The organism is Arthrobacter sp. NicSoilC5 (assembly GCF_019977395.1).
Taxonomy (GTDB): Bacteria; Actinomycetota; Actinomycetes; order Actinomycetales; family Micrococcaceae; genus Arthrobacter.
In genome coordinates this window covers 2365946-2378418 of record NZ_AP024660.1, presented here as the reverse complement: position 1 = coordinate 2378418, position 12473 = coordinate 2365946, and the positions used below count along the sequence as shown (strand labels likewise).

15 protein-coding genes are annotated in these 12473 nt (G+C 65.2%); 8 read left to right on the top strand and 7 right to left on the bottom strand.

Features of this window, described 5'->3' with window-relative positions; genetic code table 11:
* Positions 1 to 40 precede the first annotated feature (40 nt).
* Together LDO22_RS11205 and LDO22_RS11200 are read left to right on the top strand one after the other, a co-directional pair.
* Positions 41 to 1096, top strand: a complete 1056-nt coding sequence (locus LDO22_RS11205; protein ID WP_224023131.1) for a hypothetical protein — start codon at positions 41 to 43, stop codon at positions 1094 to 1096.
* 175 nt (positions 1097 to 1271) lie between these two features.
* On the top strand, positions 1272 to 1727 hold the full coding sequence (locus tag LDO22_RS11200) for an SRPBCC family protein (protein WP_224023129.1): 456 nt from the start codon (positions 1272 to 1274) through the stop codon (positions 1725 to 1727).
* A 112-nt stretch (positions 1728 to 1839) separates the two neighbouring features.
* Here the strand turns inward: LDO22_RS11200 and LDO22_RS11195 are convergent, their stop codons facing one another.
* Both LDO22_RS11195 and LDO22_RS11190 read right to left on the bottom strand, forming a co-directional pair.
* Positions 1840 to 2634, bottom strand: a complete 795-nt coding sequence (locus tag LDO22_RS11195; RefSeq protein WP_224023127.1) for a GntR family transcriptional regulator — start codon at positions 2632 to 2634, stop codon at positions 1840 to 1842.
* 16 nt (positions 2635 to 2650) lie between these two features.
* Positions 2651 to 4009 carry an aspartate aminotransferase family protein gene (locus LDO22_RS11190; RefSeq protein WP_224023125.1) on the bottom strand — a complete coding sequence of 453 codons (1359 nt, stop codon included), beginning with the start codon at positions 4007 to 4009 and terminating at the stop codon, positions 2651 to 2653.
* A gap of 278 nt (positions 4010 to 4287) precedes the next feature.
* Here LDO22_RS11190 and LDO22_RS11185 point away from each other — a divergent pair, with 278 nt between their 5' ends.
* Both LDO22_RS11185 and eat read left to right on the top strand, forming a co-directional pair.
* A complete protein-coding gene (locus tag LDO22_RS11185; protein ID WP_224023122.1) occupies positions 4288 to 5328 on the top strand; it encodes a phosphotransferase in 1041 nt (346 codons plus the stop codon).
* Between the two features lie 73 nt (positions 5329 to 5401).
* Positions 5402 to 6835, top strand: a complete 1434-nt coding sequence (gene eat, locus LDO22_RS11180; RefSeq protein ID WP_224023120.1) for an ethanolamine permease — start codon at positions 5402 to 5404, stop codon at positions 6833 to 6835.
* An 87-nt stretch (positions 6836 to 6922) separates the two neighbouring features.
* Here the strand turns inward: eat and LDO22_RS11175 are convergent, their stop codons facing one another.
* The gene (locus LDO22_RS11175) at positions 6923 to 7396 is read right to left on the bottom strand and encodes a GNAT family N-acetyltransferase (RefSeq protein WP_224023118.1); all 474 of its coding nucleotides are present in this window, start codon (positions 7394 to 7396) and stop codon (positions 6923 to 6925) included.
* Positions 7397 to 7586: 190 nt separating this feature from the next.
* On the opposite strand from LDO22_RS11175, the gene LDO22_RS11170 reads away from it, so the two are divergent.
* From LDO22_RS11170 to LDO22_RS11165, 3 genes are all read left to right on the top strand, one after another.
* The gene (locus tag LDO22_RS11170) at positions 7587 to 8495 is read left to right on the top strand and encodes a patatin-like phospholipase family protein (RefSeq protein WP_224023117.1); all 909 of its coding nucleotides are present in this window, start codon (positions 7587 to 7589) and stop codon (positions 8493 to 8495) included.
* Positions 8496 to 8747: 252 nt separating this feature from the next.
* The gene (locus tag LDO22_RS21775; RefSeq protein WP_263422179.1) at positions 8748 to 8882 is read left to right on the top strand and encodes a hypothetical protein; all 135 of its coding nucleotides are present in this window, start codon (positions 8748 to 8750) and stop codon (positions 8880 to 8882) included.
* Positions 8883 to 8991: 109 nt separating this feature from the next.
* Positions 8992 to 9333, top strand: a complete 342-nt coding sequence (locus LDO22_RS11165) for a hypothetical protein (protein ID WP_159630456.1) — start codon at positions 8992 to 8994, stop codon at positions 9331 to 9333.
* Between the two features lie 94 nt (positions 9334 to 9427).
* Here the strand turns inward: LDO22_RS11165 and LDO22_RS11160 are convergent, their stop codons facing one another.
* Together LDO22_RS11160 and LDO22_RS11155 are read right to left on the bottom strand one after the other, a co-directional pair.
* Positions 9428 to 9712 (bottom strand): DUF427 domain-containing protein, encoded by a 285-nt coding sequence (locus tag LDO22_RS11160; protein WP_224023115.1) that lies wholly within the window; start codon positions 9710 to 9712, stop codon positions 9428 to 9430.
* Between the two features lie 100 nt (positions 9713 to 9812).
* Complete coding sequence (locus LDO22_RS11155; protein WP_159630460.1) at positions 9813 to 10172, bottom strand: VOC family protein; 360 nt, start codon at positions 10170 to 10172, stop codon at positions 9813 to 9815.
* A 71-nt stretch (positions 10173 to 10243) separates the two neighbouring features.
* Here LDO22_RS11155 and LDO22_RS11150 point away from each other — a divergent pair, with 71 nt between their 5' ends.
* Positions 10244 to 10549 carry a hypothetical protein gene (locus LDO22_RS11150; protein ID WP_159630462.1) on the top strand — a complete coding sequence of 102 codons (306 nt, stop codon included), beginning with the start codon at positions 10244 to 10246 and terminating at the stop codon, positions 10547 to 10549.
* Positions 10550 to 10559: 10 nt separating this feature from the next.
* Here LDO22_RS11150 and LDO22_RS11145 read toward each other — a convergent pair whose 3' ends face one another.
* Positions 10560 to 11264, bottom strand: coding sequence for an EAL domain-containing protein (locus LDO22_RS11145; RefSeq protein ID WP_224023113.1), 705 nt, complete (start codon positions 11262 to 11264; stop codon positions 10560 to 10562).
* A 137-nt stretch (positions 11265 to 11401) separates the two neighbouring features.
* The gene (locus LDO22_RS11140; RefSeq protein ID WP_224023111.1) at positions 11402 to 12448 is read right to left on the bottom strand and encodes a LysM peptidoglycan-binding domain-containing protein; all 1047 of its coding nucleotides are present in this window, start codon (positions 12446 to 12448) and stop codon (positions 11402 to 11404) included.
* Positions 12449 to 12473 lie beyond the last annotated feature (25 nt).

Here is a 12473-nt window from a genome sequence, read left to right as displayed (position 1 = left end):
GCCCCCCTCTCCAGCCGACAACAGAAACAGGAACGCCCCCATGCCTTCAAAGACTTTGACAATCACGACGGCGGCGCTCACCTTGGCATTCGGCCTCCTGGCGTCCCAGCCCGCCTTAGCCGAAACAGCCCAGGCGGACAGCACCAGCGACGGCAACCAGGCCTTCACCTTCGCCGCCATCGGCGACATCCCCTACGGCGCCGCCGAGATCGCCAAGTTTCCGTCCCACATCCAGGATCTCAACGCGGACAAGGAACTGAAGTTTGTAGCACACGTGGGCGATATAAAGAACGGTTCGTCCGTCTGCTCGGACGAGTATTTCTCCTACATCCGCACCCAGTTCGACACCTTCGCCCACCCGCTGGTCTACACGCCCGGCGACGACGAATGGGTGGACTGCCACCGCACCAACAACGGGGCCTACAACCCGCTGGAGCGCCTGGACAAGATCCGGGAGGTCTTCTTCAACCAGCCCGGCAAGACCCTGGGCGCCACCATGCCGGTGAAGTCGCAGGAGAACCTGGGCCTCCCGGAGGACGTCCGCTTCGAGAAGAACCGGGTGGCCTTCTCGGTGCTGAACGTCCAGGGCAGCAACAACTCCCTCCTGCCGTGGACCGGACTGGGCAAGACGGCCGCCACGCCCGAGCAGCTCGCCGAGGTGGAACACCGCACGGACGCGGTCATCGCCCAGATCCACCAGACCTTCGCCGAGGCCAGGCGCAGTAACGACCGCGCCGTGGTGCTCATGCAGCAGGCCGACATGTTCGATCCGTCGCTCCTGGCCGACGCCACCGCAAACCCGGCGACCGTCTCCGGCTTCCGCGGGATCGTCCAGGCCATCGTCGAGGAAACCAACAACTTCGACGCCCCGGTCTACCTGGTCAACGGCGACAGCCACGTCTTCGCCGCAAACCAGCCCCTCGCCGCGGGCTCACCCTGGCTGGACATCTACGGCTCACCCGCCGCGGACAACCTGCAGCGGGTCACGGTGGACGGCGCCAACAACGCAGTGGATTACGTCCGCTTCACGGTGGCCGGCAACAGCGCCAAAGGCGCCGACGTGCTGAGCTGGGAAAAGGTCCCCTTCAGCCAGTAGCAGCGCAGAAGAAGCGGACGACGGCGGGCGCCCACCCGTCGTCGTCCGCTTTCGTTTTAGGTCTGGACACGGGTAGTCGCCGGATTTATCGTGCAAAGGTGGCGGCTGCCCGACTGGCAGGATGGCCCATGCTGCCAGTCCGCCATTGCGGCCGTCCGTCATGAGGAGGAAGCAGATGGCACACGTTGAAGAGGTTGAAGAGACGGTGGAAGTCGCTGTTCCGGTGCGGACCGCGTACAACCAGTGGACCCAGTTCGAATCGTTTCCGCAGTTCATGTCCGGCGTCGAGTCGGTGACGCAGCTGACCGACACCACCAACCACTGGGTTACCAAGGTGGGCGGCGTCCAGAGGGAGTTCGACACCGAAATCGTTGACCAGGCGCCTGATGACCGGATCGCCTGGCGCAGCACCGACGGCAAGTCGCATGCCGGCATCATCAGGTTCACGCCCCTGGATGCCACCCACACCAAGGTCAAAGTCCATTTCGAATGGGCACCGGAAACCGCAACTGAAAAGGCCGGCGCCGCGCTGAAGATCGACAACATACAGGTCAAGGCCGACATGCGGAAGTTCAAGGACTTCATCGAATCGCGCGGCAGCGAGACCGGCGGCTGGCGCGGCGAGGTTTAGGACAGCGGCACGGTCCTTCACGAACAAACAGGAGCGGACGACGGCGGGGGCCCACCCGCCGTCGACCGCTTTCCTTGTGTGGGACTACAGGCGGTGCTGCTGCCCGGACGTTTCACTCCCGTCCCAGCCGGACCGTCCTCTTCCAGTTGGTCCCGTACTTTTGCATGTGCACCCGGGTGCGGTCGGCGCGGAAGAAGTCACGGGCATACTCCACGGGCGCGCCCTGCACGTCCCAAGCGAGCCGCCGGATCTCCAGGAGGGCCGCCGCGGCTGGAACGCCGAGGACGTCCGCCTGCTCGGCGGAGGCGGGAACGGCTTCCACTGTTTCGTCGGCGCGGTCCAGCTCGAGCCCGTACTCCGAGGTCAGGAGGTGGTACAGCGAACCCTCCAGCGGATGGTTCAGCAGGCCGGAGAACCGGGCGGCAGGCAGCACGGACAAATCCAGGGACCAAGACAGGCCGTCCACAAGCCGTAATCTTTGGATGCGCAGCACCGCGTCTCCGCCGTCCAGGCGCAGGTTGCGCCGCTCGTCCGGCTGCGGGAGCCCCATCTCTGCGCGCAGGACGTGGGTGGCGAGGGCCCGCCCCTGGTGGAGGACCATTTGGGGAACCCCCTCCACCGTGTTCAGGTGGCGCTGGATGCGTCCGTCATTGAAGAACACGCCCCCGGATCGGCCCAGCACACGGCGGACCGTGCCCTCCGCCTCCATCCGCTCAATCGCCTGCCGCAGCACCGCCCGGCCAATCCCCAGCCGTTCGGCCAACGCCCGTTCGCTCCCCATCAGCTCGCCCGGGTTGAACCTCTCCATCCTGGCGTACCGGGTGAGAGCGGCATGGGCGGCGTCTGCCGGAGTCGATGCCGAGGGCTGCCCGTCCGTTCCTTTTGCCCCGTCTGTTCCTGTTGCCATGGATCAAATGTACGGATTACGCGCCCAATGCTGTCAGTGAGTCATCCAGGGCACCCACGAGCCAATCGATATCGGACGCCTGGAAGGCCAGCGGCGGGCGCAGTTTCAGGACATTCCCGTGCGGGCCCGCCACCGAGGTCAGCACGCCGCGTTCGCGCAGCTGCTCCAGCACGGCGAGCGCGAGGTCACGATCCGGTTCCCGCGTGCCGCGGTCCTTCACGAGCTCGAAGCCGATGAACAGTCCTGCACCGCGGACATCGCCCACCGACCCGTGCGTGGCACTAAGACCGGACAGGGCGGAAAGCAGCGCCGCCCCAACACGCCGGCTATGCTCCTGCAGGCCTTCCGCGCGGATGGTGGAAAGCACTGCCTGCGCCGCTGCCATGGAGACGGGATTGCCGCCGAAGGTGTTGAAGTAGGGGATGGTGTCACTGAAGGTGGCCAGGACGTCGGCCTTGGCCACCAGCCCGGACACCGGAATTCCGTTGCCCATCGGCTTGCCCAGGGTGACAACGTCGGGGACGATCCCGTGGCGCTGGAATCCCCAAAACGCCTCGCCGGTACGGCCGAAACCGGGCTGGACCTCGTCGGCAATGATGATGCCGCCGGCGCGGTGGATGACGTCCGCAGCCTCGCGCAGGTACCCTGGGGGGCCCGGGAGGACGCCGTCGGAGGAGAAGATCGAGTCCGCGATGAAGCCGGCGAAGCGTATGCCGTTCGCCTCCATGTCCGCGATGGCCGCGCGGATCCGGTTGGCGAACCAAGTGCCCAGCCCGGCGCCGTCGGGGCCTGCTTCGGCGCCGAACCTGTAGGCATCTGGCGCGTCCACCAGGCGGGCGGTAGGTGCCAGCGGCTGTCCGGTGCCCAATGCCGGCGATACCCCGGAGGTCAGTTCACTGGTGCCGTGGTACGCCTCCCTGGTGGCAATGATGCCTTCGCCTCCGCTGTATGCCTTGGCCACCCGGATGGCGAGGTCGTTCGCTTCGGAGCCCGTGCACATGTACATGGCCTTGTTCAGCCCGTCCGGCATGGTGGACAGGAGGTCGTCCGTGTAGTTCAGGATGTTCTCGTGCAGGTACCGGGTGTGCGTATTCAGCTGCTGCATCTGGGCCGTCACCGCCGCGGTAACAGCAGGATGGCAATGACCCAGGCTGGCCACATTGTTGTACGCGTCCAGGTATTTCCGCCCGGCAGCGTCCCACAGGTACTGTCCTTCGCCCCGGACCAGGTGGACGGGGTTCCGGTAGAAGAGCCGGTAGGAGGCTCCCAGCACGGTGTCGCGGCGCTCGGTCAGCCGGCGGGTTTCAGGGTCCAATCCATCGGCATGCTCTGCGCGAAAGCTGTTGGTGTCCATGATGGTGGAACGGATGACCATGGTGGGTTCCTTGCTGTTTGTGGCGTTTCGACGATGTCCGGACGGGCCCAACCCTCGGATCAATTTCGGTACTTCAAGTATGTTTGGGTGCGCTTGGCCTGATCGGCCCGGACGTGAACCCGGCGTTACGAAAAGGCCGCCAAATTTGAACGGTTTGTTTCCGTGTCGCGGGTTTGTTTCGAGACCGTAAAATCCTCCGGACGGAGGCGGCCTGCGGCGGCCGCCCATGCCATACTCGCTACCGGAGCCCAACCCTCCTCGCCCTCCGAGGAGCATCCATGAACACCATGACAGATACTTCCCCGCTCGCCGTCTTCAATAATCTTCGACGCGGGGAGCCGGCACCTGAGTGGATTGCCGGTGAAGTTACTTCAGCCTGGGCCCTGGATCCCCAGCGCACCGTCATCACCCTGATCGCCGTATCCGAGAACGCCACCTTCCGGATAACAGTCGACGGCGTCCCCGTCTCCGTTCTGCGGGTACACCGCCCCGGGCATGTGGGGGATGCCCGCCAGATCGCCGGTGAGCTGACCTGGGTCCGGCGTCTTGCCGAAGAAGCGGAAGTGCGGGTGCCCGACGTCGTTCCTACCGCCGACGGCCAGCTCCTGCATACCTTCACGGACGGGGGCGGCTCCCAATGGCACTGTGTCGCGTTTGCCTTCGTTTCGGGGGACATCCTGGAGGATTTCGCCGACCCGAGGCCCTATTACGCGGAAATCGGCGCCACCACAGCCCGTCTGCATCAGCAGGTGAAGCGCTGGCAGTTGCCGGATGGATTCACCCGCTTTTCCTGGCAGCTGACAGACATGCTGGGCGCGTCCAGCAGATGGGGTGACTGGCGGGGTGCGAACCTCACCCCTGAACAGGCCTCACTTCTGGCGCAGGCAGAATTCGCCGCAGTTGCGGCGCTCGACGGTCTTCCGGTGTCAGGTGACGCCTGGGGCCTGGTGCACGCCGACCTGAGGCCCTCCAACATCATGATCCACGGCGGCGCGCTCACCGTGATCGACTTCGACGATTGCGGCTTCTCCTGGCTGCTCTACGACTTCGCCTCGGCACTGTCCTTCATCGAACACGAGGCCTATGCGCCGGACATCGCCAAGGGCTGGGTTGAGGGGTACCGCACCGTCCGCAGCCTCTCGGAGTCCGACCTGAAGCACGCCGCGGCGCTCAGCATGATCCGCCGCCTGACGATGCTCGGCTGGACCACTACCCACCGCTCCGATGCATTGCCTGCTGACCTGTGGGCCGCCCAGATCCCCGGCACGGTGGCTGTCGCCGAGCGCTACCTCGCCTCGCCCACCTGGCTGTTCGACTGACCTGCCCAAGCCGTCCGTTTCGCGCCATTTCCGGCTGCAGCCACCCTCTTCCTCTACTTTCCTGGAGACTCCCATGACTCAAACCCTTCCGGCCGCGGACCAGCGGGCCGTGGACAAGGCCTATTTTGAACAGCGGTCCCTCAGGCGGGGCGCCGCAGGCTGGCTGCTCCTTGCCGGCCTTGGCATTTCGTACGTGATTTCCGGCGATTTCTCGGGCTGGAACTTCGGCCTGGAGGCCGGGGGATGGGGCGGCCTGCTGATCGCCTTCGTCCTGATGGGCGTCATGTACGCCTGCATGGTCTTCGGTCTTGCAGAAATGTCCTCTGCGCTGCCCGTGGCCGGTGCCGGGTACGGCTTTGCCCGCCGCGCGCTCGGCCGTTTGGGCGGATTCGCCACCGGGCTCGCCATCCTCATCGAGTATTCGATAGCGCCTGCGGCGATTGCTGTCTTTATCGGCGGCTATGTGGAAAGCCTGGGACTGTTCGGCATCACGGACGGCTGGCCGGTGTACCTCGTGTGCTTCGCGCTGTTCATCGGTATCCACCTGGTTGGCGTCGGTGAGGCTCTTAAGGCAATGTTCGCCATCACGGGAATCGCCGTGGTGGCGCTGATCGCCTTCGTCATCGGCATGGTGCCGCACTTTAATCCCGCAAAACTGTTCGATATTCCGGTCACTGACGCCGCCGGTGCCAGCGCGTTCCTGCCCAATGGTGCCGGCGGCATCCTCGGCGCGCTGGTCTTCGCCATCTGGTTCTTCCTGGCTGTTGAGGGCGTGCCCCTGGCGGCCGAGGAGGCCGAAAATCCGCAGCGGGACATGCCCCGCGCCATCATCGTCGCAATGGCCGTACTGGCGTTCACCGGCCTGTCCGTCCTGGTTCTTGCTCCGGGCGGAGCCGGGGCGGCGGCGATGAGCACGTCCTCGAGCCCGCTCCCTGACGCCCTGCGCGCTGTCGGCAATGACGGCCTGGCCGTGTTCGTCAACTACGCAGGCATCGCCGGACTCGTGGCCAGCTTCTTCTCCATCGTCTACGCCTACTCCCGCCAGCTCTTCGCACTGTCCCGCGCAGGCTACCTTCCCACCTGGCTCAGCCGCACCAGCTCACGAAAAACACCCACCTGGGCGCTGATCGTCCCCGGCGCCATCGGCTTCATCCTCGCGGCCGCCGTCGCCGACGGAGACAAACTCATCAACATCGCAGTGTTCGGCGCAGCCGTGTCCTACGTGCTGCTCAACCTCTCCCACATCGTGCTCCGCAGGCGTGAACCGGAGCTGCACCGCCCCTACCGGACCCCTGGCGGCACACTGACCACCGCCGTCGGACTCGTCCTCGCAGTCATCGCGGTCGTGGCCACCTTCGTCGTGGACGTCCAGGCTGCCGCGATCACTGCGGCAATATTCGTCATCGGCCTGCTCTACTTCGCCTTCTACAGCCGCCACCGCCTGGTGGCCGGTGCCCCGGAGGAGGAATTCGCCCGGCTTCGGGCGTCGGAGGCAGAGCTTCGGTGACCGGCGGCGGAAGCTGAATCGAGCGCTGCTTCAGGAGCGGACGACGGCGGGGGCCCACCCGCCGTCGTCCGCTTTCCTTGTGTGGGACTACAGGCGGAGTTCCATGAACACGCTGTGGGGGTCCAGCACGTAGTCGGCGAACGGCGGGCACTCCGTGAACCCGTGCCGGGCGTAGAGCCGCCGCGCGGGCGCAAAGTAGTCCTCTGTTCCGGTTTCCAGGCAGACGCGCTCAAGGTTCCGCGTCCGGGCGGCATCAAGGATGTGCCCGAGCAGGAGGGTGGCCACGCCGCGTCCCCGGGCGGTTGCTGTAGTGCGCATGGACTTGATCTCGCCATGCCTCGCCGGGCCGGCGGGGGAGTCCAGCAGCTTAAGCGCGCCGCACCCCAAAAGGGCTCCGTCCTCGCGGGCCGTCCAGAACGTGATGGACGGGGCGGAGAGTGCGGAGTGGTCCAGGGCGTGCACGCTTTCGGCGGGCGAGGTGGCGAACATGTCGGCCAGGTGTTCGTTCAGGAGCAGGTGGACGTCATCACGCATGGGGCTGTCCCGGTCAATCGAAATCATCGCTTCAAATTTACCCGTTGCGAAAATCAGCGCCCGTGTGGCAGGATTCCCCTGATCGTGACCCGGCTCCAGGAGGTGAGACCCATGAATGCTGTATCCGTAATGGGCGCTCCCCCGCAGTCGACGATCAGCGGCTGACCCAGCCGCTACCGGGAGCGCCGCACAGGCACATTCGCGAAAGGCGACTCCCATGAACACAACACCTTCCTCCGTCCCGCACGCCGCTCCGACGGGAAGATCCAAACGCGCCCTGGTCCTTGGAGGCGGTGGCTCCACCGGCAACGCGTGGCTGATCGGCGTCCTCGCCGGCCTGGCAGACGCCGGGCTGGACGTGACCGGCGCCGACCGGGTCATTGGAACATCGGCGGGGTCCACGGCAGCCGCGCAGATTGCCGGCGCCGGGGCCGCCGAACTCTATGCCGCCGTCCTTGACGCTCCGCTTCCGCAGCGGACGCGTCCCACGGGAACGTCCGGCAGTCCGGTGTCCGGCCATCTGGAGCGGACCAGCAGGATCATCGCCGCCTCCGTGGATGCGCCGGACATGCGCCGCAGGATGGGCGCAACGGCACTGGACCTGGCGGCGGCCTACGACGCCTCGGAGCGGTGGCGGGCCACGGTCGCGGCGCGGCTGCCCACGGAGGAATGGCCGGAGCATGAACTGCTGATCACAGCCGTCGGTGCGGCTACCGGGGACCCGGCAGTGTTCGACCGCACCAGCGGCATCGACCTGGTTGACGCCGTCGCCGCCAGTTGCTCCAGCGGCTCGGCGTACCGGATTGGGGACAGGAGCTATATCGACGGCGGCTACCGTCGCAACGAGAACGCCGACCTGGCGGCCGGGTGCGGGTGTGTCCTGGTTCTGTCGCCTTTCGGTGGCAGAACGCGGATGCCACTGGAATGGGGCATGCAGCTGGCGGCGCAGGTGGAAGAGCTGCGGGCAGGGGGCAGCAGGGTCGAAGTCATCTTCCCGGACAGCGGGGCCGGGCACATGTTCGGAGCCAACGCAATGGATGTGTCACTCCGTCCCGCAGCAGCCCAGTCCGGATACAACGAAGGAAAAGCCCGCGCCGCGATGCTCACAGAATTCTGGAGGAAATGAAATAAGCGAATTTGAGGTTGTTTTCCTGGTGCGCGCAGAGTTTCCGGCTGCTTTCTTGAGGCAAAGCAAAAGAAACGCAAATCCCTGCGGGCCGGCAAAATTTTAAAAAACCCACCCGGCTCCGAACCCATCCTGCACGCCCGGCAGTGTGTGCCATCATGCCGCTTGCTGACGGGCATTCGCAGGACTGGATAAAAAAATAAAAGTAGGTATGGTATCGGGTAACGCAAAGCAAAGAAAGGCGTGATTCCGATGTCCGGAAAATCCCCCAAAAGCGGCGCCGCGAAAAAAGCCGGCAAGTCCATCCTGGAAAAACGGGCCGACAAAAGAGCGAAAAACGAAAATAACGAACTGAATTTTATAAAACCGCGCAAAAACCAGCGCTGACCATGCCAGCGGGCGGCCGCCCGGGACTCCTAGCCCGCGGCCGCCCGCGCCACAGCGGCAAGCTCCACCGCGCCCACAGCCGGGCGATCAGCCGAAGGACACCACCGTGATGACCTCCCACAACGCTTTAGTCGTCCCCACCCGACTCACCCAGCCAGTCCACCTCCGGCCGATCGACTTTGATGAGACGGCCTTCCAGAAGATCGCCTCCGGCGGCATCGGCCACATCGCCGGCATGGATTGGCGCGTCTATCTGGACAGCCCCACCCATACGCTGGCCACGAATCCCCGCGCTGAGGTGCTCATCCGCGAGGCCGGAATCGATCTCGACGGAACCATCCAGGGGACGGCCCTGTTCCTGGGCCGCGGCCCGTCGGACGGAGAGTGCGACGCTCCCCGCCACCTCATCAGGCTTGCTGTGCAGTTGTTCGACCTGCCGCTCGCCGCTTAGCCGGCCCGGCACTCGATGATGCGTGCCGGGCCACATTGTTGGGGGGCGGACGACGGCGGACAAGTATCCGCCGTCGTCCGCTTCACGCGGCCTGTCAGGCCTCGATGGTGACGCCTCGCCAGAACGCAACCCGATCCTCAATATGCTTCGCACGCGGCTTGGGCTCCGGGTAGTACCAGGCCGCGGCCTCGTTCAGCTCGCCGTCAACGTCCAGCGTGTGGTAGCTGGCCGTGCCCTTCCACGGGCAGAAGGTGTTCTTGTCGCTGTCCCGCAAATACGCGGGATTGACGGCGTCGCGCGGGAAATAGTGGTTTCCCTCCACCACCACCGTGTCCGCGGATTCGGCGATGACTTTTCCGTTCCAGACAGCCCTGACCATGAGATCCCTTCCGTCGGTTCCACCGCATCGGGATGCGGTACGTGTACGGATGCCAACGGGCCGCGCACCGGGCTTGTTCCCGGGATGCCGGGGCCCGGTCCTACCGTGGACTCTTGTCGATGACGCAGAACCGGTTCCCGTCCGGATCCTCCAGGACCACGAAGTCGGGGTCCTCCGGGTACGAGTCCCAGTCCACGCGCCGTGCGCCGAGCGCGACCAGGCGCTCCACCTCCGCGGACTGGTCGTCCGCATACAGGTCCAGGTGGATCCGCGGGTGGTCCTGGACCGGGGTTTCGCTGAGCATGAGGGACAGTTCCGTGCCCGGGCCCGACGACGGTACAAGGGTCACCCACGTCTCGTCGCCGGCCTCCCGGGGGACATAGCTGATGGCGTCGTTCCAGAACTTGGTGGCGGCGGCGACGTCGTTGACGCCGAGGACAATGGTTCCTATAGTCAACATCCGGCCAGCCTAGACCCGATCCGCCTGGCCCGGTAGGTACCGGGAAGCGGGGCACGGCTAGACTCGCGGGCATGGGGGAAGACAACACACCTGAAGAACACCGACCGTCAAAGCACGCCAAAGTTCCTGCCGCCGCGGTGCCTGTGCTGGGAATTGCGGCAGTGCTGGCGGGCGTCCTGATCGCATACCTGAACCGCGATTTCACTGGCTGGTTCGCCTACGCGCCGCTCAGCAATAAGCCGTTCGTTGCCAACGGGGCCGCCTTCGTCACGCAAGGCACTCAGATCGGGTTGGCTGTCATGGTGGCCGGCCTGCTGGTGCTCGCGTTCTGGGCGGGGTACAGGCTGGGCCGCAAGGGAGGATCCGCCCAGGAGTGAGGGGTCGGGGCTAGGCGGCGGGGATGCCCAGCGCCCGGATTCCCGGCAGGGCCTCGAATTCCGGTTTGGCGAACCAGTAGCCCTGGAACAAGGGGACTCCACCGGCTTTCAGGACCCGGAACTCCTCCTCGGTTTCCACGCCCTCTGCAAGCACCGTGATTCCCAGCTCCTTTGCGATGCCGCCGATGCCGGCCACCACTGCCTGCCGTGCCGGGCTGGTGTCAATGCCACGGATCAGCTTCATGTCGATCTTCAACAAGTCCGGCTGGAAGTCCACCAACAGGCCCAGCCCCGCATGGCCGGCACCGAAATCATCGATGGCTGTGGTGAAGCCCTGTTTACGGTACTCGGTGATGATGCTGGTCAGGTGGGCAGTGTCGGTGACTTCTTCGTTCTCCGTGAACTCAAACATGATGGACGATGTCGGAAAGCCACAGCGCTTCGCGGCATGGAGGGTGGCGCGGAGGCAGGCCGCCGGCTCATAGACCGCATTGGGCATGAAGTTGATGGACAGCATCAGCTCCTCATCCGACGGGAACAGCCGTGATGCCAGCTCGATGGCCTTAACCCGGCAGTCCTGGTCGAAACGGTACCGCTGCTCCGGCAGCACTTTTCCCAGGACCTCGTAGGCGCCCTCGCCGGACAAGCCCCTGACCAGGGCCTCATAGCCCCAGACGCGGTGCGCCCCAGCGTCGAAAATCGGCTGGAAGGCCATGCTGAAGTCAAAGTCCAGCCGCGAAGATGTGGTGCAGCCGTCACACGCCAATGTCGGGTCCTCTCTCGGGTTACTCCAGAGTAGGGCACCCCAGGTCTCTGCCCGCAGTGAATGGGCCGGGTCACTGAGTGTTGACGTTAGCGTTCGGGATTATTGATGGGCTTGTCCAGCGCCACACTGATGGTCTGCCCGGGTGCCAGTTCCCCGGACGGCAGGTCGGTAAATTCGTACCACGCCCCGCCTGTTCCTTTGCTGGGGCGATTGGCCGCGCGCAGGTCAGTCGCGCCGAAGCGGAAGACGATCTGACGCTCCGTGTCCCCGGGCGCCGTGGTGTAGGTCAGCGGAATCCCGTTGGCGTCTGCGGTGAAGCTTCCCTGTGCGCCCTCAATCTTCAGTGCGCCCGGAATCAGGCGAACCTTCGTGCCTGGAGGGATGGGCTGGTCCGCCGCCAAGGAAGGGTTGTACAGCAGGATCTGTGCGGTGGTTGAGCGGAACTTGTAGCCAAGGCTGTCGAACGAGTCGCCGTCCACCGTGGTGTAGAAGACCGTCTGGCCGAACGAGTTGTTGACCTCTGTGCCGGACCCCGAGCGGCTGTCCACCGGGTTTTTTTGTAGGCGGATGGCCCTTCCGGCCTGGATGAAGAAGACGTTCCCCTTTTCGTAGGCGAACGGAACCTTATTCGCTTCCGCCAACTGCTCCTCGGTCAGGTTGAACCGGTAGGTGATGCCGGCCAGGCTGTCGTCGGGTTCCACTGTGTAATCCATTGGAATGCCGTTTACGTCGCCCGTGGCAGCGCCCATTGCGCCCCGCGTTGGACCGGACGGCAGCAGCCGGAGCTTCGTGCCCGGAGTGAGGGGAGTTCCGGGCTGGAGTCCGTTAAACTCTGCGACCTTTGCCTCGGAAAGCTTGTATGCCTTCGCTACTGCTGCGAGCGTGTCGCCCGCCGCCGTGGTGTAAAAGTCCACGTTGCCAAACGAGTCCCGCACGGTTTCTCCACTCAACGCGGGCTTCGCGGCGGAGGACGTGGTGGGGGCGGGTGTGGACTGGACGGCGGCCGCCGGCTCTGCCGCGTGATCAGAGTAGGTACATCCCGCCAACCCGGCCAGCAGCAGGACAATTGCCGCGGTATGCGGCCAGGCCACGCGCTTGGACGGCGTCTTTGATGTAGTGCAAGTTTCCACCATGGATATGTCCCCCAATAAGTCCGGC